The organism is Micromonospora fluostatini (genome assembly GCF_050410825.1).
Taxonomy (GTDB): Bacteria; Actinomycetota; Actinomycetes; order Mycobacteriales; family Micromonosporaceae; genus Micromonospora; species Micromonospora rosaria.
In genome coordinates this window covers 5,436,798-5,460,280 of the sequence record NZ_CP191251.1, presented here as the reverse complement: position 1 = coordinate 5,460,280, position 23,483 = coordinate 5,436,798, and the positions used below count along the sequence as shown (strand labels likewise).

Below are 23,483 nucleotides of genomic sequence, written 5' to 3'. Positions count from 1 at the left end.
AATCTTTAGTTTGTGGGAACCGCCGTACTTGAAACTAAAGATTTACCGTAGTTTGCTAGCCTGCCTTGTGCTCTCGGACCGACAGGCGCTCCGGCGCAGGCTCTCCCGTCTCGCTCACCGTCAGCACGGGTTCTTCACCGCCGCGCAGGCTGTGGAGATCGGATACTCCCACCAGGCGCAGAAGCACCATGTCGACTCGGGCAACTGGCTGCGGGTCGACCGAGGAGTTTTTCGCTTTCCTGAGTGGCCAGCGCATCAGTTCGACCACCTGGTCCGTTGGACACTGTGGAGCGGCGGGGCGGGTGTGGTGAGCCACGCCAGCTCGCTCGCGGCACAGGACCTTGGGGAGGTTGATCCGGCGTTGGTGCACCTGTCCGTACCGGAGCGCTTCCGCCGTTCGGCGCCCGGGGTCGTCCTGCACCGACCGCTTCCACCCGAGGAGCACATCGACGATCGAGATGGTTACCGCGTGACGACACCAAGCAGAGCGCTCGCCGAGTGCGCCGAGGCCAAGATCGAGCAGCACTGGCTGAACAGTGCGGTCAGCGAGGCGCTGGACCGCGGGGTGACCACGCCACGTCGTCTGCGCGACGCCGCTTCCGAGCTGGGCCCGACAGCAGAGTTCGGCGTTCATCTGGCGTTGGCAGCCTCGGGCCGATGAACAGGACATACTCGAACGCATCTGCGCTGCGTGCTGCGCTGGACCGCCGGCTCCTCGAACGTGCGCGGATGCTGGGCCGGGACCCGAACTGGCTCCGTCGCCGACTGGCCTTCACCCGCCTCCTCGTCCGGCTGGTCAACGAGAATGCCGATGTCTGGGTGCTCAAAGGCGGGATGGCGGTCGAGCTGCGACGGCCGGGGCTCGCCCGATCGACGCGGGACCTCGATCTGGTGCTGCGGCCAGGGCTCGTGGTCGATCCAGCCGACGGCGTGGCGCTCCACGAGGCCCTCGCCGACTCCCTGCTTACCGATCCGGACGGTGACGGCTTCAGGTACTCGGTCGAGCTACCGGCCCGGCTGCGCGACGACGCGTACGGGCGACCGGCCTGGCGATTTCCGGTCGAGTGTCGGCTCGCTGGCCAGCTGTTCGCCAAACTCAAGCTCGACGTCGTGGCGCGTGCCGAAGAGATTGGTGGCGTAGAGCGGCGGGAGTTGCCGGACGAACTCTCCTTCGCGCAGATCCCGACCCGCTCCGTCTGGGTCGCCGACCTGCGTCAGCAGTACGCCGAGAAGCTGCACGCCTTGACCAGGTTGTATGAGACGGGAGAGTCGACCCGGGTCAGAGACCTGGTCGACCTGGTACTGCTGGTGGAGGATGGGGTGCCGGCAGATGCCCTGCTCGTTCGGCGGGTTCGTCACGTCTTCACCATCCGACAGACCCACCTCGTACCGGATGACCTTCCGGCGCCACCGCCCGCTTGGGCTGAGCGGTACGCGCTTCTGGCCGGAGAGGTCGGTCTTGCGATCACTACCGCCGATGAGGCCCACAAGATCGTGCGCCGGCACTGGCAACAGGCCAGGGTGGCACCGGAAGTGTGACCAGCCGTCAGCGAGGACGGCCCTACGCTCTGGCCGACGCCTCGGAGGCGGCTGCCCGGGGTGCGGTGTCGACCCGCAGGGTCAGTGCCGGGGAGTGGTGAGGACCTGCTCGACCTGGCGGGTGACCTGGTAGGCGACTTCTGGTACGTCGGCCAGCTCGATCCGCTCGGCCCGGAGCGCGAGTTGGGCGTGCAGTTCCCGGGCCACCGCGTCGCGGACCCTGACCAGCAGCGGCGAGAGGCCGTCCGGCTCCCCGCAGACGTACGCGTCGGACATCACTCCAGCGTATCGGCTCGGCGGGCGGGCCGCTAAACGGGTACGAGTTGGACGAGCAGGGCAACGCGACCGCCCGGCGCAGCGTCTTCGTCCAGTGGGCCGGTCTCCGCCGGATGTCGCCACCGTCGCCGCCCACCCCGAACCGCCCGCGCCGTCAACCCAATCAACGCCAACCCTCCTCGCCCAGGAAGCCCAGGTAGCTGATAGCTGCCGTCGGTCCGACCGGACCCAGATCGGCATGTCGGCCCCGGTGCAGCGCCTCGGCCCTCCGGGAGCCGCCCGTCGGTCCGTCAGGCGCGGAGGAAGGGCAGCAGCAGGGCGGTCAGCTCGGCCGGCTGCTCCTCGAAGAGCCAGTGGCCGCTGTCCGCGACGACCTCGCCGGTCACCGAGCTGGCGTACCGGCGGACCTGGTCGGCCACCTGGCCGCCGAGGCTCGCCTGCGCGCCGACGGCCAGCACCGGCATGGGCAGCATCGTCGTCCGGTACCCGGCGTTGTCCGTGACGTCCTGCCCGAACGCGCGGAAGCACTCGAAGCTCGCCCGCAGGTGGGCGTCGTCGCGCAGGTGCCGGGCGTACTCCTCGATGTCCGCCGCGTCCAGGCTGCCCTTGCGGACCATCAGCGAGTCGGTGAACCGGTCGACCCAGAGTGCCTCGCGGCCGGCGACGAGCTGCTCCGGCAGCCCGTTGGTCAGGCTGAAGAAGCCGAAGTTCCACACCGCCGGGCCGGCGGCGGTCAGCGCCGGGAAGGTGTAGATGCTCTCGTCGGGGATCGGCGCCTCGCTGAGCACCAGTCGGCTCACCCGGTCCGGGTGGGCCGCGGCGTACGCGTACGCGACCATGGTCCCGACGTCGTGGCCGACCAGCCGGAGGTCGCGGTCCAGGCCCAGGCTGGTGAGCAGGCCGTGCAGGTCGTTGGCGAGGGTCTTCTTGGCGTAGCCGTCGGGCGGGGCGTCGCTGCCGCCGAAGCCCCGCAGGTCCGGCGCGATCACCTCGAACGACCGTGCCAGCTCCGGCAGCACGTGCCGCCACATGTACCAGGACTGCGGGTACCCGTGCAGCAGGACCAACGGGGGGCCGCTGCCGCCCCGGACGTAGTTGACGGCGACCTCGCCGACCTGCGTCCGCTGTTCGGAGAACCCCGCCGGGACCCGTCCGCCACCCATCGTCGCCCTCCGCCCCGCCGGGCGCTCCCGCCTCGCCGGGTGCCCGACCCTTCTCGCCGGGTGCTCGGACTACCCGCTCGGCTTCCGTCCTCGTGGCCACGTGTTAACAGGGGGCCCCTGCTCTACCGGAAGCGTTAACAGGGGGCCCTTCCTTGCACGTCCAGGGTGGTGGGGGAGACTGGCGGGCATGGCGGCTCGTGGGTTCCCGTACACCGATCTGAAGGACTTCCTCGCGGCGTTGGAGAAGGCGGGGGAGCTGCGCCGGGTGAGCGTCCCGGTCGACCCGACGCTGGAGATCAGCGAGATCGTCACCCGGACCGTACGGGCGGACGGGCCGGCGCTGCTCTTCGAGCGGCCGACCCGGGGCGAGATGCCGGTGGCGATCAACCTGTTCGGCACCGAGAAGCGGATGGCGATGGCGCTCGGGGTGGAGAACCTCGACGAGATCGGCGCGCGGATCGGCGAGATGCTCAAGCCGGAGCTGCCGCAGGGCTTCTCGGGCATGATGGGCGGTCTCGGCAAGGTCATGCAGCTCAAGTCGATGCCGCCGAAGAAGGTCAGGACCGCCCCCTGCCAGCAGGTGGTGTACCGGGGCGACGACGTCGACCTGAACCGGCTCCCGGGGCTGAAGGTGTGGCCGGGCGACGGCGGGATCTTCCACAACTTCGGCCTGACCCACACGAAGCACCCGGAGAGCGGCAAGCGCAACCTCGGGCTCTACCGGCTCCAGCAGCACTCGGCGAACACGATCGGCCTGCACTGGCAGATCCACAAGAACTCCACCGCGCACCACGCGGTCGCCGAGCGGCTCGGGCAGCGGCTGCCGATCGCGATCGCCATCGGCGCCGACCCCGCGGTCGCCTACTCGGCCAGCGCGCCGCTGCCGGCCGACATCGACGAGTACCTCTTCGCCGGGTTCCTGCGCGGGGAGCGGGTCGAGATGGTCGACTGCCTGACCGTGCCGCTCCAGGTGCCGGCGCACGCCCAGATCGTGCTGGAGGGCTACATCGAGCCGGGCGAGCGGCTGCCGGAGGGCCCGTTCGGCGACCACACCGGCTTCTACACCCCGGTCGAGCCCTTCCCGGTGATGCACATCGAGGCCATGACCATGCAGCGTGACCCGGTGTACCACTCGATCGTCACCTCGCAGCCGCCGCAGGAGGACCACGGCCTCGGCAAGGCCACCGAGCGGATCTTCGCCCCGCTGCTGCGCTTCCTGATCCCGGACATCGTCGACTACAACCTCCCCGCCGCCGGGGTCTTCCACAACTGCGCGATCGTCTCCATCCGCAAGCGGTACCCCAAGCACGCGCAGAAGGTGATGAACGCGATCTGGGGCGCGCACATGATGTCGCTGACCAAGCTGATCGTGATCGTCGACGAGGACTGCGACGTGCACGACTACAACGAGGTCGCCTTCCGCGCCTTCGGCAACGTCGACTACGCCCGCGACCTGCTGCTCACCGAGGGGCCGGTGGACCACCTCGACCACGCCTCGTACCAGCAGTTCTGGGGTGGCAAGGCGGGCGTCGACGCCACCCGCAAGCTGCCCGAGGAGGGGTACCACCGGGGCTGGCCGGAGGAGATGACCATGGCGCCCGAGGTGGTCAGCCTGGTCGACAAGCGCTGGCAGGAGTACGGCCTCTGATGGCCGCCACCGTCGAGGCACCCGGGCGGGTACGGGCCTTCCTGAACCTGGTGGCGATCGAGCACTCCGTCTTCGCGCTGCCCTTCGCGTACCTGTCGGCGCTGACCGCGATGCAGGTCGACGGGGGGCGGGTCCGCTGGCTGGACCTGCTGCTGATCACCGTGGCGATGGTCGGGGCGCGGACCTTCGCGATGGCCGCCAACCGGATCCTCGACCGGCAGATCGACGCCCGGAATCCGCGTACCGCGAACCGGGAACTGGTCACCGGGGCGGTGAGCGTGCGCACGGCCTGGACCGGCGCGGCGGTCGCGCTGGTGGTCTTCCTCGCCGCCGCCGCCCTGCTCAACCCGCTCTGCCTGGTGCTCGCGCCGCTCGCCGTGGTCCCGCTGGTCGTCTACCCCTACGGCAAGCGGTTCACCAACTGGCCGCACGCGATCCTGGCGGTCGCCCAGGCGGTCGGCCCGGTCGGCGCGTGGCTCGCGGTCACCGGCACCTTCGCCGGCTCCTGGCCGGCCTGGCTGCTCGGCGCGGCCGTCGGCCTGTGGATCGGCGGGTTCGACCTGATCTACGCCTGCCAGGACACCGAGGTGGACCGGGAGATCGGCGTGCACAGCGTGCCGGCCCGGTACGGCAAGCGGTTCGCGCTGCACGCCTCCACCGTGGCGCACGTGGTGACGTTCGGGCTCTTCGTCTGGTTCGGGATCCTGGTCGGCTTCGGCTGGCTCTGGTGGGTCGGCCTGGCGCTCACCGCGGTCGCCTTCGGGTACCAGCACGTGGTGGTCACCCCGACCGACCTGAGCCGGGTCAACCGGGCGTTCTTCACCGCCAACGGGTTCGTCGGCATCGCGCTGTTCGTCTTCGCCCTGCTGGACCTGGTGGTCCGGCTCGGCCTGCGCCCCTGACGGTCCGCCGGCCCGGTCGCCCCCGGCCGGTGCCGGAATGCCCGGTCGCCCCCGGCCCGTGCCGGTGTGCCCGGTGCCGGTGTTAGGAAGGGGCCCCTGCTCTACCGGAAGCGTTAACAGGGGGCCCTTCCTTGCCGTAGCGGGCGCTTTCGAGGGTCCAGTCGATGGTGCCCCGGACGGCGTGCCCGACCCCGTCGAGGTGGGCGGTGACCGCCGCGTCCAGCGCCGGCCCGAACGACGGCACCTCGGCGCGCAGGGTGAGGAACCGGTCCATGGCCGCCCGCCACCGCTCGGCGACCAGCTCCACGGCGGCGGCGACCGGCACCCGCCGCTCGGCGGCGACCGCAAGGACCAGGTTCTGCCCGCCGGAGGTGAGCCGGTCCCGCTCCAGCGAGGCCAGGTCGTTGTACCAGGAGAGCAGGTCGTTGCCGAGGTCGCCGACCCGACGCAGGGCCGGGTGGTGGTACACCGGCTCCGGTAGCGGCCGGCCGGCGACGAACTCGACCAGCGGGTACGACACGTACGCCGCCGAGGTGGCCCGACGCAGGCGCACGTACTCGTCGACACCGGGGGTGTGCCCCTCGGTCCGGTTCACCGCCTCCCGCCAGACGCCGTCGAGGTGGTGCGCGACCGCGTCGGCGAACCGCACCCGCCAGTGGTACGGCATCCGGCGTCGGGGCTCCCGCCACGCCTGCACCAGGAGCCGGCGCAGCGGGCCGGGGACGCCCGGGTGCGGCAGCCGGGGACCGTGGCGCAGCAGGTACAGCGTCCCGTCGCGCAGGGCGCGGATCCGCTCCGGCGGCAGCGCGGCCGGCCCGTCGCAGGCGTCGTCCACCAGGAAGAACCAGGTGAAGAGGACGGTGATCACCCGGAGGTCGGCGACGCTGGCGTCCGGGTAGAGCCGGCAGGCGTACCCGGCGAACCGGGCCCGGTCCAGCCGGCGCAGGGCGGTGGCGTCCAGCGGCAACCCCAGCTCGCCGAGCCGGCCGGTCGACCACCGCTGCACGTCGTCCACCTGGGTCGCGCAGCGGGACGGCAGGGGGCAGTCGGCCGCCAGCTTCCGGAGGATCTCGTCGACCATGGGTGTCCTCCCCGTACGGCCCCGATCGCCCCCGCAGCATGCCAGGCGCCCGGCGGAGCCGGACATGCGGGCACATGAGCCCCACGATGACCAGCGGATACGGGTACGGGTCGACGGGGGGTGGCCGCCGGGCGGCCGACGGCACCAGGCAGGCTTGACGGTATGCGCGAACCATGGGTGGTCGGGGTCTCCGGTGCGTCCGGCACCCCGTACGCGGCGGCCGTCGTACGCGGACTGCTCGACGCCGGTGCGCCGGTGGACCTGATCGTCTCCCGGGCGGCCCGACTGACCATTCTCGACGAGACCGGTCGGCCGTTCCGGGACGGGCACTGGGCCACCGACCTCGCCACCTGGCTCGACCGGGACCTGGCCGACGCCGACGTCCGGCACTGGCCCGCCGGTGACCTGGCGGCCGGGCCGAGCAGCGGCTCCTACCGGGTACGCGGCATGGCGGTCGTCCCGGCCAGCACCGCCGCCTGCGCCGGCATCGCCATCGGGCTCTCCAAGGACCTGTTGCAGCGGGCCGCCGAGGTCAACCTCAAGGAGCGCCGCCCGGTGGTGGTGGTGCCCCGGGAGACCCCGGTGACCCGCAGCCACCTGGAGCACCTGATCGCGCTGCACGACGCCGGTGCGGTGGTGCTCCCGGCCAGCCCCGGCTTCTACGGAGCCGGGGCGGCGGCGTCGGCCGCGCAACTGGTCGACTTCGTGGCGGGCAAGGTGCTGGACGCGCTCGGGGTGCCGCACACCCTCTTCCGGCGCTGGTCCGGCGAGCTGGGCGCGGCCCGCGCCTGAGCGCGCTGCCCCCGGCGGCCGGTGCCCCGACGATGGCTGTCGGGAAGGCGGACCTGGCCAACGTCCCGCGACGGACGACCCGGCCCGCAGAGCGGTCCCGCCGGAAGCGGGGCCGGGCCCGGCCCCACGACCGGCCCGACCACGGACCCGGCTCCGCGCCGGTGTCAGTACATGCCGGCGTTGGCCGGCCCCGGCCCGGTCGAGGTCGCCGGGCCCACGTTGCGTGGCTTGCCGACGTCCTCCGCCTCGTCCAGCATGCCCTCGCCTTCCAGCAGGGCTCGTACCTCGGATTCCCGAAACCGACGATGCCCACCTGGAGTCCGGATGCTGCCTATCCGGCCGGCCGCCGCCCATCTCGTCACAGTCTTCGGGTCCACCCGAAACAGCGCGGCGACCTCACCCGGTGTCAGCAGGCGATCTCCAGTGTCCACAGCCCCCTCCTCGCGTCGACGAAGCCCTCGGCTGAACACACTGCCCCCGGCTGGTGCGAGCCCAGAGCCGTCATGAGGGACGTATGGCAATTACAGCACCGGCGACCAGGCCTGTCCGCCAAACGTGAAAAATGCACGGAGTGGGAAGTTCGTCAATGGTACCGACCGCATCTCCTGCTCACCGAAGGTCGGCGGGCGGCGACTCGCGGTCAGCCGCGCCGGCAGCCGCGTGCCGGCCGGTCCGCCCGTACCGTTAGGGTCTGTAGGCCGTGGACGCGATCGACCAGAGCCTTCTCGAACTGCTGCGCGGCAACGCCCGGCTCTCCTACGCCGAGCTGGCCCGTCAGGTCGGGCTCTCCGCCCCGGCGGTGCACGAGCGCGTCGGCAAGCTGGAGGCCAGCGGCGTGGTCCGGGGGTACCGGGCCGAGGTGTCACCGGAGGCGATCGGGCTGGGTGTGACCGCCCTGATCGGGATCGTCGAGGACTCCGGCGGTGACACCGACGACGTGCTGGAGGCGTTCCGGGCGATGCCCGAGATCGAGTCCTGCTACTTCATGGCCGGCGTCGAGTCCTTCCTGCTCAAGGCGCGGGTGGGCACCATCGCCGAGCTGGAGCAGCTCATCGTCCGGCTGAACCGGACCCCCGGGGTGGCCTCCACCCGGACCGCCGTCGCCCTCTCCACCAAGTGGGAGAACCGCCCCCAGCCGGTGCCCGCGCCACCCGCCTGACCCGCCCCCGGCCGTGGCCGAAGGTGAGTAGAACTCAAATACTTGTTACGTTTTCCGGGTGACACATCTGGACCGGGGCGGCGAGGCCAGCCGAGCGTGGGTCACCGAGGCCATCGCCGCCGTCGAGGCCGACGCCAACCGGTCCGCCGACACCCACCTGCTGCCCTTCCCGCTCCCCCGGGCCTGGGGGATCGACCTGTACCTCAAGGACGAGTCGGTGCACCCGACCGGCTCGCTCAAGCACCGGCTCGCCCGCTCCCTGTTCCTGTACGGGCTCTGCAACGGCTGGATCGGCTCCGGCACCACCATCGTCGAGGCCTCCTCCGGGTCGACCGCCGTCTCGGAGGCGTACTTCGCGCGGATGCTGGGGCTGCCGTTCATCGCGGTGATGCCGGCCTCCACCTCGCCGGAGAAGATCGCCCAGATCGAGTTCCAGGGCGGCCGGTGCCACCTGGTGCAGGACCCGGCGCGGGTGGTGCTGGAGGCCCGCTGGCTGGCCGAGGACTCCGGCGGGCACTTCATGGACCAGTTCACCTACGCCGAGCGGGCCACCGACTGGCGGGGCAACAACAACATCGCCGAATCGATCTACGCCCAGTTGGCGCTGGAGCGGCACCCCGTACCGGACTGGATCGTGGTCGGGGCCGGCACCGGAGGGACCAGCGCCACCATCGGCCGGTACGCCCGGTTCCGGCGGCTGCCGACCAAACTCTGCGTGGTCGACCCGGAGAACTCCGCGTTCTACCCGGCCTGGCAGGCCGGGGACTGGTCGCTGCGCACCGGCCGGGGCTCCCGCATCGAGGGCATCGGCCGGCCCACCGTGGAGGCGTCCTTCCTCCCCGCCGTGGTGGACCGGATGGTCCAGGTCCCCGACGCGGCCTCGCTGGCGGCGATGCGCGCCGGCTCGACCGTCCTCGGCCGGCGGGTGGGCGGCTCGACCGGTACCAACCTCTGGGGCGCCTTCGGGCTGATCGCCGAGATGCTGGCCGCCGGCCGTACCGGCTCGGTGGTGACCCTGATCTGCGACGCCGGTGACCGGTACGCGGACAGCTACTACGCCGACGACTGGGTCGCCGCCCAGGGCCTCGACCTCGCCCCGCACCTGGCCACCCTCGACCGCTTCCTGCACACCGGCACCTGGCCGGGGTGAAAGGAAGGGCCCCTTCTTAACGCATACGGTCGAGAAGGGAACCCTTCTCACACACCCCGTTGAGTGCCGCGCGGCGGGCCGGCGGGCGGCCGGTGGGTGGGCGGCCGGCTCAGCCGGTGGTGTCGCGTGGTGGCGGCCGGCTCAGTCGGTGGTGACGCGTTCGGCCAGGCCGGGGTAGCGCAGCACGTAGCCGGCCGGGTCGACGTCCAGGTCGGCGGTGAACGACTCGCTGGCGAACCGGACCCGCCCCGGACCGGCGGCGGTGTAGACCTGCTCGGCGGGGATCACCAGCAGGCCCGGCACGAGTACCCAGGCGACCGTGATCCGGTGCTCGGTGCCGGCCGGGGCTTCGGTCAGCCCGAGCCGGCGTACCGGCAGGATGTTGAAGAGTGCGGAGCCACCCAGGTCGACGTCGACCGCGTCGGCCAGCCGATCCGGGTCGTCGGTGCCGGGCAGACCGGCGGTCGGGTGACCGGCGGCGGCGAGGACCCGGTCCAGGTCGCCCTCCTCGTGGGTGGTCACCCGCCACCCGTCGGCGGACCGGTCCAGCCGCAGGCTGCGCAGCCAGTCCGCGCCCTGCGTCTCCACCTCGACCCGTTCGGTGCCCCAGTCGGCACCGGTGGTGAGCGTGTACCGGCAGGTGTAGGGGAGCGGGTCCACGGCCAGTTGGGTGCCGCGCGCGGCCAGGCCCTGGTCGTCGCCGACGAGGGCGTGCTCGGCACCGGCGGTGTCCGTCCGGCGCCAGAAGAGCGACTTCGCCATGGTTCCGGACGTTACGCCACCTGGCCGCCGCCGGCAGGTGATGCGCGAACGCCGTCGCGGAGGCGTCTCCGCGACGGCGTCGGGCCGCCCCCGGGCGCCCACCCTGGGGCGGCCCGGGAGTCGGCCGGTCGTGCGCTGGCCGGTGTCAGTGGGTACGCGCCGGCGGTCGCCCGCCGAAGCCGCGCCGGTCGTCACGGGGCCGGTCGTCCCGGCCACGACCCTCCGGTCGGAAGCCGCTCCGCCGCTCACCCCGGGGGTCGCCCGCCCGTTCGGCCCGGTCGCCGTAGCGCCGCTCGCCCTGCGGGCGGTCGGTGAAGCGGCGCTCATCCCGGGGCCGGTCGCCGTAACGCCGCTCGCCCTGCGACCGGTCGCCGAAGTGGCGCTCCCCGTGGGCGCGATCGCCGTAGCGGCGCTCACCCTGGGGCGCGTCGCCGTAACGCCGTTCACGCTGGGGCGCGTCGCCGTAGCGCCGTTCACGCTGGGGCGCGTCGCCGTAGCGCCGTTCGCCCTGGGGCGCGTCGCCGTGGCGGCGCTCGTCGCGGGGGCGGTCCACCGGGGTACGGTCGCGCCACGGCCGGTCGCCGGCACCCCGGTCGTCGAACCGCCGTCCCGGCCGGTCCCCCGAGCGGTACTCGTGCCGGCCGTCCTGGCCGGGGCCCTGGTGGCCGCGCTGGCCGGGGCCGTCGTACTGCCGTCCGGGCCGGGCCTCCGGGCCGCCGTAGCGACGACCGCCCGACTCGCCGTGACGTCGGCCGTCGGCCGGGTCGCCGAAGCGCCGGCCGCCGGGCCGGCGGGGCGAGGGCTCGTCGCGGACCGGTACGCCGCTCGGCTCGCGGGCGCCGATCAGCTCGGCCAACGCCGGGTCACCGGCCCGTACCTTGGTCTGCTCCGGGTCGACCCCGGCCTTCTCCAGCATGGCGAGGGTGGTCCGGCGCTGCTTGGGCAGGACCAGGGTGGCCACCGCGCCCGACTCGCCGGCGCGGGCGGTCCGCCCGGCCCGGTGCAGGTAGTCCTTCGGGTCCTTCGGCGGGTCGACGTGCAGGACCAGCGAGACCCCGTCCACGTGGATGCCCCGGGCGGCCACGTCGGTGGCGACCAGGACGTTCATCCGGCCCTCGCGGAACTCGGCCAGGGTACGGGTACGCATCCGCTGGGTCTTGCCGCCGTGCAGCCCGCCGGCCCGTACGCCGACCGCCGCGAGCTGCTCGACCAGCCGGTCGACGCCGAGCTGGGTACGAGCGAAGACCATGGTCCGGCCGTCCCGGGCGGCGATCGACGCGGCCACCGCGAACTTGTCGTGCGGCGGGATCAGCAGCATGTGGTGGTCCATGGTGGACACGGTCGCGGTGGGCGGGGCGGTGGAGTGCGTCACCGGATCGGTCATGAACCGCTGGACGAGGGCGTCGACGTCGCCGTCCAGGGTGGCCGAGAAGAGCAGTCGCTGGGCCGTGGCCGGGGTCTTCGCCAGCAGGTCGGTGACCTCGGGCAGGAAGCCCATGTCGGCCATCTGGTCGGCCTCGTCGAGGACGGTCACCTCGACGTCGTCCAGGCGGCAGACCTGCCGGGCGATCAGGTCGGCGAGCCGGCCCGGGGTGGCCACGACGACCTCCACGCCGCGCCGCAGCGCGTCGATCTGCCGGTCGTACGGCACCCCGCCGACGGCGGTCTTGAGGAACACCCCGACCGCCTTGCCGAGCGGGACCAGGGCGTCGTTGACCTGCATGGCGAGTTCCCGGGTGGGGACCAGCACGAGGGCCCGGGGGTGCAGCGGCCGGGCCCGCTCCCCGGCGGCGACCCGGGCGAGCACCGGCAGGCCGAAGGCGAGGGTCTTGCCGGAGCCGGTCTGCCCCCGGCCGAGGACGTCACGGCCGGCGAGGGCGTCCGGCAGGGTGGCCCGCTGGATTTCGAACGGGGTGGTGATGTCCTGCCGGGCCAGGGCCCGGACCAACGGCTGCGGCAGCCCCAGGGTGGCGAAGTCGGTGCTGTCGTCCGGGGTCGCCGGGCGGTCGAAGGCGGACGGGAGCGTGCTGGGATCAGCAAAGGTGGTCAAGTAATGCCTTTCGAGCGGGGCGCATCTTCGCGATGGCCCGCTGCGGCTGACAGCGCCGCCGGTTCGCCAGCAAGATCGCCCAGGGGCGCGCACGGGCGCGCCGGGTCAGTGATCACGACAAGTGTACGGCGGTGTCGCAGATACGCCACGAGGCCGTCGGGCGGTAGTGGGCGGACTCACCGCCCGACCGCGCCCCCGGTCAGCCCAGCAGGCCGTCGAAGAGTCCGCTCATCAGGTCGCTGGCGAGCAGGAACACCAGCACGCTGACCCCGACCAGCAGGGCGAGGGAGACGGTCAGCACGACCACCACCCGGGTGTTGCGGGACCGCTGGTTCGGCGGGTCGGACCAGCCCTGGGAGAGGATGTGCCCGGTCAGCGAGCCGGAGTTCTCCACCGGGTTGCCCACCGGGAACGCGACCGTGTTGAACCCGGGCCCGTCGGTGACGCTGCCGTACGCGGCGGTGGCCAGGTCCGGCCCGCCGTCGTACCGGCCGCCGGCGCCGGGCGACGCCGACCAGGCGGGGTTCGCCGCCGGGCCGCTGACCGGGGTGGGCGGGGGGATGCTGGCCGCGCCGGTGACCGGGGTGGGCGGGGGCACGCCGGCCGGGCCGGTGACCCCACCACCCGGAGCCGCCGGTGCGGTGGACGTGTGCCCGCCCCAGGAGACGGTCGGGGCCGGAGCGCCGGGGACCGACGCCCCGAAGCCGGGAGCGCCGGGCACCGGGGCGCCGAAGGCCGGAGCACCGGAAGTCGGGGCACCGAAGCCCGGCCCGCCGAAGGTCGCGGCACCGGAAGTCGGGGCACCGAAGCCCGGAGTGCCGGAGGTCGGAGCGCCGGAGGTCGCGGCTCCGGAGGCCGGAGCGGCGGAGGCCGGAGCGCCGGAGGTCGGGGCGGCCGGGATCGGGGTGGTGGGGGGCGGGTCTCCCCACGGGGTGCTCGGGAGCGCCGGGGCGGCGGGTGGCGTCGAGGTGGGCGCTCCGGAGACCGGTGGCGGGGCGGCCGGCGGCCCGGCGGTCGGGACGCTGGCGCGGGCGACGGCCGCCGCCGTGGCGGGCGGGGGTGGGAAGGGCGGTGCCGGCATCGGACCGGGCGGCGGTGGTGGCGGTGGGATCGCCGGACCGGGTGGGGGGACCGGCGGGCCGGGCACCGGCGGTACCGGACCCGGTGGGGTCGGCCCCGGTGGAGTGGGGACCGGTGGAGTGGGGACCGGCGGAACGGGGCTCGGGACGGGCGTCGGGGCCGGTGCCGGCCTGCCGGGCGTCGGCGGTTCCACCGGCTCGGGGGTCGGGACCGGCCCGGGTGCCGGAGTCGGTGTCGGCTCCGGTGCCGGGGCTGGTTCGGGTTTCGGAGTCGGGGCGGGTGCGGGGGTCGGCGGGGCCGGCTCCGGGTCGACCGGGGCCGACCGGTACACCTTGGCCCCGCTGACCGGGGTGCCGGCCGCCGCCTCGGTGGCCGAGACCCGCTGCGCGCCGGGGACCGAGGCACTGGCGCGGGCCGCGCCGCCCTCGGGCCGCCCGGTCCGCTGGCCCGGTACGGCGGCGGACGCGGTGGCGCGGGCCGGTCCGGTGCCGGCCGGCGGGGTCGGCCCGGCGGGGTGGTCGGCCGGTCCTGGGGCCTCGGCCGTGCCGTCGGGGGTGGCGGCATCGCCCGCCGGGGCCGTGGCACGGGAGTCCGGCGCGGAGGCCGTCGCCCGGTACGTGGTTCCGCCACCCGGGCGGGCGGTGGGGGAATCCGGTGAGGGGCCTGTCCGATTCACGACACTGACCCGGGCGCGGGCCACACCACTAGCGGCGACGCCGGCACCCGGGAAGCTGCCGCCACCCGGGCCGGCCCCGGCCTCCGCAGCGGTGCCGGCGGCGGCCGGCGGCTCACCGGACGGGTCGGCGGGCCGGTCGGACGCGACCCCGGTCACCAGGGCCGGCGCCGGCACGGACGCGCGCCCGGTCGGTGCCACTTTGCCGGCCCGGTCGTCCGGTTCGGGCGCGGATCCGGGGTCGGCCGTCTCCACCGGAACCTGCTGCTCGCCCATGCTCGTCCTCCGCACCGATCCCGCACCCGGCTCCTGGACAGCGGAGCCGGGAGTGCCTGGGTGTCACGGTGCCATACTCCCGCCCGACAGCACAGCCGGAGTGGACCGTTGCGTCCGACCAGCCGGCCCAGTCTCCCGGCCGGTGCCCCGTCGGGGTGGGCCGGGCCCGGTCGGCGCGGGCCGGTGCCCGGTCGGCTCGGCCGGCGTTCAGTCGCCGCTGGTGCTCGGCTCCGGCGTGGCCGCCTCGTCGGCCGGGTCCGAGGGCGAGGCCTCGACCGACGTGCTCGGCGTGACCGTCGGCGACGGCGGCGGGCTGCTCGACTCGCTGGGCTTCGGCGTCGGGCTGGGGCTCGTCGGCTTCGGGGTCGGACTCGGGCTGGTGGGCTTCGGCGTGGGGCTCGGGCTCGTCGGCTTCGGGGTGGGGATCGGCTTCGGCGACGTGGACGGCTTCGGGGTGGGCTTCGGCGTCGGCTTGGGGGTCGGCTTCGGCGTCGGCGGGGTGGTGTCCGGCCGGTCGGCGGCCGGCACCGCGCCGATGACCCGGGTCGCCGCGAACAGCCGCGACCACCGCACCGGGGAGATCTTCACCACGTCGCCGGTGGTGGGCGCGTGGACCATCTTCCCGTCACCGATGTACATGCCCATGTGGTGGATCGTCCGCCAACTGCTGCCCGAGGCGAAGAAGACCAGGTCGCCGGGGAGCAGGGCGGTGCGCGCCACGGTGCGGGAGCGGGTGGCGTAGTACTGGTCCCGGGAGACCCGGGGCAGGTCGCGGTAGTCGGCGCCCTTCGACCGGTACGCGGCCCAGACCAGGCCGGAGCAGTCGAAGGCGTCCGGCCCCTCGGCCGCCCAGACGTACGGGTCGCCCCGCTGGGCCAGGGCGTACCGGACTGCGGCCATGGCGCGCGGGTGGGCGGTCATCCCGGCGGCGCTGCCACCGTTGACGTACTCCGAGCCGAGCTGCTGCTCGGCGGCGTCCTGCTGCCGTTCCAGCTCGACGAGCTGCGTGGAGTTGTCCCTGCGGAGCTGGAGGAGCTTCGTCTCCTGGGTGCGCCGCTCCTTGTCGATGGCGGCGTACTGCTCGCGGATGCCCTGGGCCCGCGACTCGGCCGCGACCAGCGCCTGCGCGGTCGCCTGGTCACCGGCGCGGGCCCGGGTCAGCTCACCGCCGGTGGCGGTGGTGGCGCCGGGCGCCTTGTCACCCCGGGAGATCCGCTGGAGCTGGCTGAGGTGGTGCAGGTCCTGGCCGAACTCACCGGCGGGCAGCGCGGCGGCGGCCTTGAGGGTGTCCGCCGCGGCCTGGTCGGCCTTCTGCTGGGCCTGGGCGAGCGCCTGCTGGGCGAGTTCCCGGTTCTGCTTGGCGGTGGCGAGCTGCGCCTCGGCCTCGGTGCGCTGCTGTTCCAGGCCGAGCAGTTGGTCACCGAGCAGGCCGAGCTGGGTCTGCGCGGCGGTGATCTGGGCGGCCAGCGGGCCGGAGATCAGGTTGGCGGGCTGGACCGTGGTCGGCGTCCCCGGCAGGGTCGGCACCCCCGGCGCGGTCAATCCGCCCGGCAGGTGCAGGCCACCGGTGACGACCGGCCGCGACCCGCTGTCGGGCACGGTGCTGGGCAGTGAGGGGTCCGCGTACGCCGGGGCGGTCAGCACCGCCGTGGCGACCGCGCCGAGGAGCGCGGCCCAGAGCCTCGGTCGGAGTACCGGGGAGACCACCGGGCGCCGTCGTGTCCGTCGCCGCCCGTGCCCGCTGTCGACCATCCTGCTCCTCGTCCCGCTGGTCGCGCATGGTGACGCGACGGCTGGGGACGTCGCCGGTGTTGTGTCGTCCCCCAACCTGTCCTACCGCACCGGAACGGCGATGTCGATATGCGAGCGGGTTACAGGAACCTGAGAACCGGTGATGTGCCCGACCGTGCCGAGACGTGTTCGGCCGGTCGACGTAGGCTCGACCGGGACCCAGGTGGAAGGACGTGGCTTGCGATGGACGCCGGACTCAAGCGTGAGCTGGAAGCGAAGGTGTACGCCGGGGAGCGGCTGAGCCGGGAGGACGGTGTCGCCCTCTACGACAGCGACGACCTCGCCTGGCTCGGGCGGCTGGCGCAGCACCGGCGCACCGAGCGCAACGGCGAACGGGTCATGTTCAACGTGAACCGGCACCTGAACCTGACCAACGTCTGCTCCGCCTCCTGCGCGTACTGCTCGTTCCAGCGCAAGCCGGGCGAGAAGGACGCGTACACGATGCGCATCGACGAGGCGGTCCGCAAGGCCAAGGAGATGGAGGACGAGCAGCTCACCGAGCTGCACATCGTCAACGGCCTGCACCCCACCCTGCCCTGGCGGTACTACCCCAAGGTGCTGCGCGAGCTGAAGGCCGCCCTGCCGAAGGTGAAGTTGAAGGCGTTCACCGCGACCGAGGTGCAGTGGTTCGAGAAGATCAGCGGGCTGACCGCCGACGAGATCCTCGACGAGCTGATGGACGCCGGCCTGGAGTCGCTGACCGGTGGCGGCGCGGAGATCTTCGACTGGGAGGTCCGCCAGCACATCGTGGACCACGCCTGCCACTGGGAGGACTGGTCGCGGATCCACCGGCTGGCCCACGCCAAGGGCATGAAGACCCCGTCGACGATGCTCTACGGCCACATCGAGGAGCCCCGGCACCGGGTCGACCACGTGCTGCGACTGCGTGAGCTCCAGGACGAGACCGGTGGTTTCGTGGTCTTCATCCCGCTGCGCTACCAGCACGACTTCGTCGACTCTGCGGACGGCAAGATCCGTAACCGGATCCAGGCCCGGACCACGATGGCCGCGCCGGCCGAGTCGCTGAAGACCTTCGCCGTCTCCCGGCTGCTCTTCGACAACGTTCCGCACGTGAAGTGCTTCTGGGTCATGCACGGGCTGTCGGTGGCCCAGATGTCGCTGAACTTCGGCGTCGACGACCTGGACGGCTCGGTGGTGGAATACAAGATCACCCATGACGCCGACTCGTACGGCACCCCGAACACGATGCACCGGGACGACCTGCTGCACCTGATCTGGGACGCCGGTTTCCAGCCGGTGGAGCGCAACACCCGCTACGAGGTGGTCCGGGAGTACGACCCGGCGCCCTCGCTCGCGCAGCGGCGGGCCGAGCCGCAGCAGGTCTGGGCCTGACGGCCGCGTACCCTGAACCTCGGTATGAGTGAGCGGAGCGGATTTCCCCGACGGGACGACCAGGGGCGCATCCTCACCCTGGGCGACCTGCTCGGGGTGAGTCTCGCCGGCGTGGTGATCGGTGTGCTGGCGTTGGTCCTGTTCGACGCCGTCTTCGCCAGCATCGGCGCGGCGGAGTTCGGCCGGGCCAACGGGTGGCTGGCGGTCATCCTGCCGGCCTGGTTGTTCTGGGACGACTTCCGGGCCTGGGAGTTCGGCGCGGCCCGGGTGACCGCGGCGCTGGTGGCCGTGGCGACCGCCGTGGTCAGCGGGTTGCTGGTGGCCGGGCTCTCCGCCGGGCTCCCGCCGCTGGCCTCCGGCGCGCTGGGGGCGGCGGCCTGGACCGTGGTGTTCGCCCTGGTCTGGTTCCCCGGCGTGCGCTGGTTGGCCAACCGGACCGGCTGACCGTCGCGCCGGGCGCGGGCCCGGCGGCGTGGGGGTTGCGCCGGGCGCGGGCCGGGCGGTGGAGGTGGCGTCGGGCGTGGGCCCGGCGGCGTGACGAAGGAGTGGCAACGTGAGCGCGGCGGCGAAGTACACGCTGGGCCGGATCGGGCTGTTCGTCGTGGTGCTCGCGGCGCTCTGGTTCGTCGAGATGAGCCTGTTCCTGAGGTTGCTGCTGGCGTTGCTCTTCTCGGCCGCGCTCTCCTTCTTCCTGCTGCGGGGCTGGCGGGACGAGATGGCCGAGGAGATGGCCGGCGCGGCGGAGCGCCGCCGGAGCGAGAAGGAGCGACTCCGCTCCGCCCTGGCCGGCGACGACGAGCCCGGCGCCGGTGGCGGCGCGGCTGACGGGCGTGCCGGTGACGACGCGGCCGGCAAGTCCGGCAGCGGAGACGGGACCGCTGACCGAGGGTAGCCGGTTCGTCACTTATTTTCGCGTCCGACCCTTCGCGGCGAAGGTTGTTGCCGGAATGAGGATGCGGTCGGGATGATTGCTCCAGTGACAGATGTTGATATGACCATGTGAGTGGATGCCGGAGGTTGCCGCACACCGCGGCACCCGGCGCCCGAGGAGGCTCGCATGATCCGTATCCCCCTCCGTCGCCGGCTGACGCTGGCCGTGGTCACCGGGCTGGCCCTGGTGACCACCCTGACCGCGCCGGTCTCCGCCCGCCCCGCCCCGGACCGGGACGCCGGCTCGGCCCCGGTCCAGTACCGGGTGCTCGGTCCGCGCACGGTCGCCGACCGCACCGCCGTGTCCGGCACCGGCGCGGCGATCGACTACGTCGAGCACGGGGTGCTGCACGTCTCCGCCACCCGGGCCGAGGCCGCCGCGATCACCCGGCTGGGCTTCCGGCTGGAGGAGGCTCCCGCCGCGCCCGGCCACGACCACGGCACGGACGGCGTCAGCATCATGGGTTTCCCGCCGGCCGACAGCAACTACCACGACTACGCGGAGCTGACCGCCGTCGTGAACAAGGTCGTCGCGGACCACCCGACCATCGCCCGCAAGATCAGCATCGGCCGCTCGTACGAGGGCCGGGACCTGATGGCGGTGAAGATCTCCGACAACGTCGGCACCGACGAGAACGAGCCGGAGGTCCTGTTCAACTCCCAGCAGCACGCCCGCGAGCACCTCACCGTCGAGATGGCGATCTACCTGCTGAACCTCTTCACCGACTCGTACGGCACCGACTCCCGGGTCACCAACATCGTCAACACCCGTGAGCTCTGGATCGTGCCGACGGTCAACCCGGACGGCAGCGAGTACGACATCGCCACCGGCTCGTACCGCTCCTGGCGGAAGAACCGGCAGCCGAACAGCGGCTCGTCCTTCGTCGGCACCGACCTGAACCGCAACTGGTCGTACCGCTGGGGCTGCTGCGGCGGCTCGTCGGGCTCGCCCTCCTCGGACACGTACCGGGGCCCGGCCGCCTTCTCCGCGCCGGAGACCGCCGCGCTGCGCACCTTCGTCAACAGCCGCGTCGTCGGCGGGGTGCAGCAGATCAAGGCGAACATCGACTTCCACACCTACTCCCAGCTGGTGCTCTGGCCGTTCGGCTACACGTACAGCAACACCACCACCGGGATGACGGCCGACCAGTACAACACCTTCGCCACGCTGGGCCGGCAGATGGCCGCCACCAACGGCTACACCCCGCAGCAGTCCAGCGACCTCTACATCACCGACGGCGACAGCATCGACTGGATGTGGGGGCAGCACGGGATCTGGGCGTACACCTTCGAGATGTACCCCGGCTCGGCCTCCGGCGGCGGCTTCTACCCGCCCGACGAGGTGATCCCGGCGCAGACCTCCCGCAACCGGGAGGCGGTGCTGCTGATCAGCGAGTACGCCGACTGCGCGTACCGGGTCATCGGCAAGCAGGCGCAGTACTGCTGACCGTGGTGGCGTCCGGCCGGACGCCGTGACCCGACACCGGTGGGGGTCCCGTGCCGGCGGGACCCCCACCGCCCCGCGCCCGGCGGCAGCTCAGGTCACCCGCCGGAACCTGCGGTGACGATCTCGGTACCGGGTGCGCTACCGTGCTACCGATCGTGCGCAGCGAAGCCGGTGCGAAACCGGCGCTGTCCCGCAACTGCGATGCCCCGCTGCCCCGCGGACACCCCCGTCCGCCCCGCGCCCCGGGGACGAGCCAGGTCGCCTGCGGCGCGGTCGCGAACCGCGCTCTCGAGGAAGGGCGCCTCGCGGACGGGCGGGCCCCCTCCCTGTCGGCGAAGCACCACCACTCCTCGACCGACAGGAGGCATCGGATGTCCAGACGTACCCCCCGGTTGTTCACCGCGGTGATCGCGGTCGCCGCGCTCGCCCTCGGTGCCTGCGCGCAGGACACCGCCGAGGAGCCGGCGGGCGGCGCGAGCCCCGGCGGTGCCGCCGCCTACCCGGTCACGATCGGCGACCTCACCCTGGAGCAGCGGCCCGAGCGGATCGTCTCGCTCGCCGCCACCGCCACCGAGATGCTCTTCGCGATCGGCGCGGGCGCGCAGGTCACCGCCGTCGACGAGCAGTCGAACCACCCGCCGGAGGCGCCGAGGACCGACCTGTCCGGGTTCCAGCCGAACGCCGAGGCGATCGTCGCGAAGAACCCCGACCTGGTGGTCCTCTCCAACGACATGAACAAGATCGTGGACCAGCTCACCCGGCTGAAGGTCCCGGTCTTCATGACCCCGGCGGCGGCCACCCTCGACGACACGTACCAGCAGATCACCGACCTGGGCCGGCTCACCGGCCACACCGAGGCCGCCGCCGAGGTCACCAAGCGGATGCAGGACGAGATCGCCGCCCTGCTCAAGGACCTGCCGCAGCGGTCCGGAAAGCTCACCTACTACCACGAGCTGGGCCCGGAGCTGTACAGCGTGACCAGCAGGACCTACATCGGCTCGCTGTACACGCAGCTCGGGCTGGAGAACATCGCCGACCCGGCGGACCCGGACGGCAACAAGGGCGGCTACCCGCAGCTCTCCCAGGAGATGATCGTCAAGGCCGACCCGGACTTCATCTTCCTCGCCGACACCAGGTGCTGCCAGCAGTCGCCGCAGACGGTCGCGGCGCGCAGCGGCTGGTCCAGCCTCTCGGCGGTGAAGAACAACCAGGTCGTTGCGCTCGACGACGACATCGCCTCCCGCTGGGGACCGCGCGTGGTGGAGCTGCTGCGGGCGATCGTCGGCGCGGTCGCCAAGGTCCCGGCGTGATCCTGACAGCCTCCGGCCGGCTCGGCGGGGCCCCCCGTCCCGCCGGGAGGAGGGCACCGTCCGCCGGGGCCGGACGGTCGCCGTCGAGGTGGTCGTGGGACGCCGGGCCGAACCGACCTTGAACCGGCTCCGGCCCGGCCGGGTCGCGTCGGCGGACCGCCCCGCGCGCCCGGCCGCCGCACCCGCCGGACTCCGGGCGCGCTGGCTGGTCGCCGGCCTCGTCGCGGTCGGCGTCACACTCGTCGCCGGGGTCGCCCTCGGCCCGGTCAGCCTCCCGCCCGGGAGCGTCGCCCTGGAACTGCTCAACCTCCTGCCCGGGGTGCGCCTGGAGAGCGGGCTGACCGAGCGCGAGATCGCCATCGTCACCGAGCTGCGGCTGCCCCGGGTGGTGCTCGGGCTGCTCGTCGGCGGGCTGCTCGCCCTGGCCGGCGGCTGCTACCAGGGCGTGTTCCGCAACCCGCTGGCCGACCCGTACCTGCTGGGGGTGGCGGCCGGGGCCGGGCTGGCGGTCACCGCGGCGATCGCCCTGGGCGCCGGCGGTGAGCCCGGCCGGCTGCCGATGACCATCCCGCTGGCCGCCTTCGTCGGCGCGCTCGGTGCGGTGCTGATGACGTACCTGCTCGGCTCCGCCGGGGGGCGTGGGCGGTCCCCGGCGACGTTGATCCTCGCCGGGGTGGCGGTCTCCGCGTTCCTCTCCGCCGGTCAGACGTACCTGCTGCAACGCAACGCCGACAGCATCCAGCAGGTGTACTCCTGGCTGCTCGGGCGGCTGGCCACCGCAGGCTGGGGCGACGTGCGGCTGGTCCTGCCGTACTTCGTGGTGACCGTGGTGGTGGTGCTGCTGCACCGGCGGGAGTTGGACGTGCTCTCCCTCGGCGACGACGAGGCCGGCAGCCTCGGGCTGCACCCGCAACGCTCCCGGTACCTGCTCATCGCCGCCGCCTCGCTGGGCACCGCCGCGGCGGTCTCCGCCACCGGCCTGATCGGCTTCGTCGGGATCATCGTCCCGCACACCGTCCGGCTGCTCGCCGGCGCGAGCTACCGGGTGATCCTGCCGCTCTCGTTGCTCTTCGGCGGGGCCTTCCTGGCGCTGACCGACGTGGTCGCCCGGACCGCCGCCGCCCCGGGCGAGGTCCCGATCGGAGTGGTCACCGCGTTGCTCGGCGGCCCCTTCTTCGTCCTGGTGCTGCGGACCGCCCGCCGGATGCTGGCATGACCGACGACCCCACCGCCCCCACCGCCCCCGGCGGGCCGCCCCCGTCGCCCGGCGGGCCGCCGGCCGTCGAGGTGCGGGGGTTGCAGGTGGCCCTCGGTGGGGTGCCGGTGCTGACCGGGGTGGAGCTGACCGTCGCGGCCGGCGAGTGGGTCACCGTGATCGGCCCGAACGGCGCCGGCAAGTCGACCCTGCTGCGCGCCGTCGGCGGCCTGCTGCCCGCGCCCGGCGCCATCTCCCTCTTCGGTACGCCCAGCGAGGCGCTGCGGCGCCGGGAGCGGGCCCGGGTGGTGGCGACCGTGCCGCAGTCCCCGGTCGTCCCGCCCGGGATGGCGGTGCTGGACTACGTCCTGCTCGGCCGGACCCCGTACATCCCGCCGCTGGGGCGGGAGACCGCCGCCGACCTGGCAGCGGTGGACGACGTGCTGGGCCGGCTGGACCTGCGCGGCTTCGCCGACCGGGAGTTGGCCACCCTCTCCGGCGGGGAACGGCAGCGGGTCTTCCTGGCCCGGGCGCTGGCCCAGGGCGCCACCCTGCTGCTGCTCGACGAGCCGACCAGCGCCCTGGACATCGGTCACCAGCAGGAGGTGCTGGAGCTGGTCGACCAGCTCCGCCGGGAGCACGGGCTGACCGTCCTGGCCACCATGCACGACCTCTCCATCGCCGGGGAGTACGCCGACCGGTTGGTGCTGTTCTCCGCCGGCCGGGTGGCCGCCGTCGGGCCGCCCCGGGCGGTGCTCACCGAGGAGTTGCTGGCCGCGCACTACCGGGCCACCGTCCGGGTCGTCCAGGGAGAGCACGGCCCCCTGGTGGTCCCGGTCCGCCGCCGAGGGTAAGGAAGGGCCCCTTATTAACAGTCCGGTGGTGAGAGGGGTTCCCTTCTCTACC

At 73.3% G+C, this 23,483-nt stretch carries 21 protein-coding genes and 1 pseudogene; 14 read left to right on the top strand and 8 right to left on the bottom strand.

What is annotated here, in order from left to right; translation table 11 throughout:
* Positions 1–67 precede the first annotated feature (67 nt).
* Entirely contained in the window at positions 68–661 is a 594-nt protein-coding gene (locus tag ACQUFX_RS24115) for a type IV toxin-antitoxin system AbiEi family antitoxin domain-containing protein (RefSeq protein WP_428962563.1), read from the top strand.
* Complete coding sequence (locus ACQUFX_RS24110; protein ID WP_428962562.1) at positions 658–1,539, top strand: nucleotidyl transferase AbiEii/AbiGii toxin family protein; 882 nt, start codon at positions 658–660, stop codon at positions 1,537–1,539. The genes ACQUFX_RS24115 and ACQUFX_RS24110 overlap by 4 nt, the downstream gene beginning before the upstream one ends.
* 81 nt (positions 1,540–1,620) lie before the next feature.
* Here the strand turns inward: ACQUFX_RS24110 and ACQUFX_RS24105 are convergent, their stop codons facing one another.
* Both ACQUFX_RS24105 and ACQUFX_RS24100 read right to left on the bottom strand, forming a co-directional pair.
* On the bottom strand, positions 1,621–1,815 hold the full coding sequence (locus ACQUFX_RS24105) for a hypothetical protein (protein ID WP_428962561.1): 195 nt from the start codon (positions 1,813–1,815) through the stop codon (positions 1,621–1,623).
* A 290-nt stretch (positions 1,816–2,105) separates the two neighbouring features.
* Positions 2,106–2,978 (bottom strand): alpha/beta fold hydrolase, encoded by an 873-nt coding sequence (locus ACQUFX_RS24100; RefSeq protein WP_428962560.1) that lies wholly within the window; start codon positions 2,976–2,978, stop codon positions 2,106–2,108.
* 187 nt (positions 2,979–3,165) lie between these two features.
* Between ACQUFX_RS24100 and ACQUFX_RS24095 the strand changes: the two genes are divergently transcribed.
* Together ACQUFX_RS24095 and mqnP are read left to right on the top strand one after the other, a co-directional pair.
* Positions 3,166–4,626, top strand: a complete 1,461-nt coding sequence (locus tag ACQUFX_RS24095; protein ID WP_428962559.1) for a menaquinone biosynthesis decarboxylase — start codon at positions 3,166–3,168, stop codon at positions 4,624–4,626.
* Positions 4,626–5,528, top strand: a complete 903-nt coding sequence (mqnP, locus tag ACQUFX_RS24090) for a menaquinone biosynthesis prenyltransferase MqnP (protein WP_428962558.1) — start codon at positions 4,626–4,628, stop codon at positions 5,526–5,528. Before ACQUFX_RS24095 ends, mqnP begins: the two co-directional genes overlap by 1 nt.
* Positions 5,529–5,610: 82 nt before the next feature.
* On the opposite strand, the gene ACQUFX_RS24085 is transcribed toward mqnP, so the two are convergent.
* A complete protein-coding gene (locus tag ACQUFX_RS24085) occupies positions 5,611–6,609 on the bottom strand; it encodes a terpene synthase family protein (RefSeq protein ID WP_428962557.1) in 999 nt (332 codons plus the stop codon).
* Positions 6,610–6,771: 162 nt separating this feature from the next.
* On the opposite strand from ACQUFX_RS24085, the gene ACQUFX_RS24080 reads away from it, so the two are divergent.
* Positions 6,772–7,401 (top strand): UbiX family flavin prenyltransferase, encoded by a 630-nt coding sequence (locus tag ACQUFX_RS24080; RefSeq protein ID WP_428962556.1) that lies wholly within the window; start codon positions 6,772–6,774, stop codon positions 7,399–7,401.
* A 164-nt stretch (positions 7,402–7,565) separates the two neighbouring features.
* Here ACQUFX_RS24080 and ACQUFX_RS24075 read toward each other — a convergent pair whose 3' ends face one another.
* On the bottom strand, positions 7,566–7,832 hold the full coding sequence (locus ACQUFX_RS24075) for a BldC family transcriptional regulator (protein WP_067360817.1): 267 nt from the start codon (positions 7,830–7,832) through the stop codon (positions 7,566–7,568).
* A 269-nt stretch (positions 7,833–8,101) separates the two neighbouring features.
* Between ACQUFX_RS24075 and ACQUFX_RS24070 the strand changes: the two genes are divergently transcribed.
* Both ACQUFX_RS24070 and ACQUFX_RS24065 read left to right on the top strand, forming a co-directional pair.
* Entirely contained in the window at positions 8,102–8,560 is a 459-nt protein-coding gene (locus ACQUFX_RS24070; RefSeq protein WP_067360813.1) for an Lrp/AsnC family transcriptional regulator, read from the top strand.
* A gap of 58 nt (positions 8,561–8,618) precedes the next feature.
* Positions 8,619–9,710, top strand: a complete 1,092-nt coding sequence (locus ACQUFX_RS24065; protein WP_428962555.1) for an L-cysteine desulfhydrase Cds1 — start codon at positions 8,619–8,621, stop codon at positions 9,708–9,710.
* Between the two features lie 141 nt (positions 9,711–9,851).
* Here ACQUFX_RS24065 and ACQUFX_RS24060 read toward each other — a convergent pair whose 3' ends face one another.
* From ACQUFX_RS24060 to ACQUFX_RS24045, 4 genes are all read right to left on the bottom strand, one after another.
* Positions 9,852–10,472 (bottom strand): putative glycolipid-binding domain-containing protein, encoded by a 621-nt coding sequence (locus ACQUFX_RS24060; protein ID WP_428962554.1) that lies wholly within the window; start codon positions 10,470–10,472, stop codon positions 9,852–9,854.
* A 145-nt stretch (positions 10,473–10,617) separates the two neighbouring features.
* Positions 10,618–12,522, bottom strand: coding sequence for a DEAD/DEAH box helicase (locus ACQUFX_RS24055; protein ID WP_428962553.1), 1,905 nt, complete (start codon positions 12,520–12,522; stop codon positions 10,618–10,620).
* Between the two features lie 199 nt (positions 12,523–12,721).
* Positions 12,722–13,603, bottom strand: coding sequence for a hypothetical protein (locus ACQUFX_RS24050; protein WP_428962552.1), 882 nt, complete (start codon positions 13,601–13,603; stop codon positions 12,722–12,724).
* A 1,155-nt stretch (positions 13,604–14,758) separates the two neighbouring features.
* Positions 14,759–16,303: a C40 family peptidase gene (locus ACQUFX_RS24045; RefSeq protein WP_428962551.1), complete on the bottom strand. Its 1,545-nt coding sequence runs from the start codon at positions 16,301–16,303 to the stop codon at positions 14,759–14,761.
* Between the two features lie 222 nt (positions 16,304–16,525).
* On the opposite strand from ACQUFX_RS24045, the gene mqnE reads away from it, so the two are divergent.
* From mqnE to ACQUFX_RS24010, 7 genes and pseudogenes are all read left to right on the top strand, one after another.
* Positions 16,526–17,695 (top strand): aminofutalosine synthase MqnE, encoded by a 1,170-nt coding sequence (mqnE, locus tag ACQUFX_RS24040; RefSeq protein WP_428962550.1) that lies wholly within the window; start codon positions 16,526–16,528, stop codon positions 17,693–17,695.
* Positions 17,696–17,719: 24 nt separating this feature from the next.
* Positions 17,720–18,139 (top strand): hypothetical protein, encoded by a 420-nt coding sequence (locus ACQUFX_RS24035; protein WP_067372436.1) that lies wholly within the window; start codon positions 17,720–17,722, stop codon positions 18,137–18,139.
* Between the two features lie 109 nt (positions 18,140–18,248).
* Positions 18,249–18,587 carry a DUF4229 domain-containing protein gene (locus tag ACQUFX_RS24030; protein WP_428962549.1) on the top strand — a complete coding sequence of 113 codons (339 nt, stop codon included), beginning with the start codon at positions 18,249–18,251 and terminating at the stop codon, positions 18,585–18,587.
* A 165-nt stretch (positions 18,588–18,752) separates the two neighbouring features.
* Positions 18,753–20,069, top strand: a pseudogene (locus ACQUFX_RS24025) (M14 family metallopeptidase); the annotation flags it as partial.
* A 374-nt stretch (positions 20,070–20,443) separates the two neighbouring features.
* The gene (locus tag ACQUFX_RS24020; RefSeq protein WP_428962548.1) at positions 20,444–21,382 is read left to right on the top strand and encodes an ABC transporter substrate-binding protein; all 939 of its coding nucleotides are present in this window, start codon (positions 20,444–20,446) and stop codon (positions 21,380–21,382) included.
* A gap of 118 nt (positions 21,383–21,500) precedes the next feature.
* Positions 21,501–22,598 carry a FecCD family ABC transporter permease gene (locus ACQUFX_RS24015; RefSeq protein WP_428967057.1) on the top strand — a complete coding sequence of 366 codons (1,098 nt, stop codon included), beginning with the start codon at positions 21,501–21,503 and terminating at the stop codon, positions 22,596–22,598.
* The gene (locus ACQUFX_RS24010) at positions 22,595–23,431 is read left to right on the top strand and encodes an ABC transporter ATP-binding protein (RefSeq protein ID WP_428962547.1); all 837 of its coding nucleotides are present in this window, start codon (positions 22,595–22,597) and stop codon (positions 23,429–23,431) included. The genes ACQUFX_RS24015 and ACQUFX_RS24010 overlap by 4 nt, the downstream gene beginning before the upstream one ends.
* Positions 23,432–23,483 lie beyond the last annotated feature (52 nt).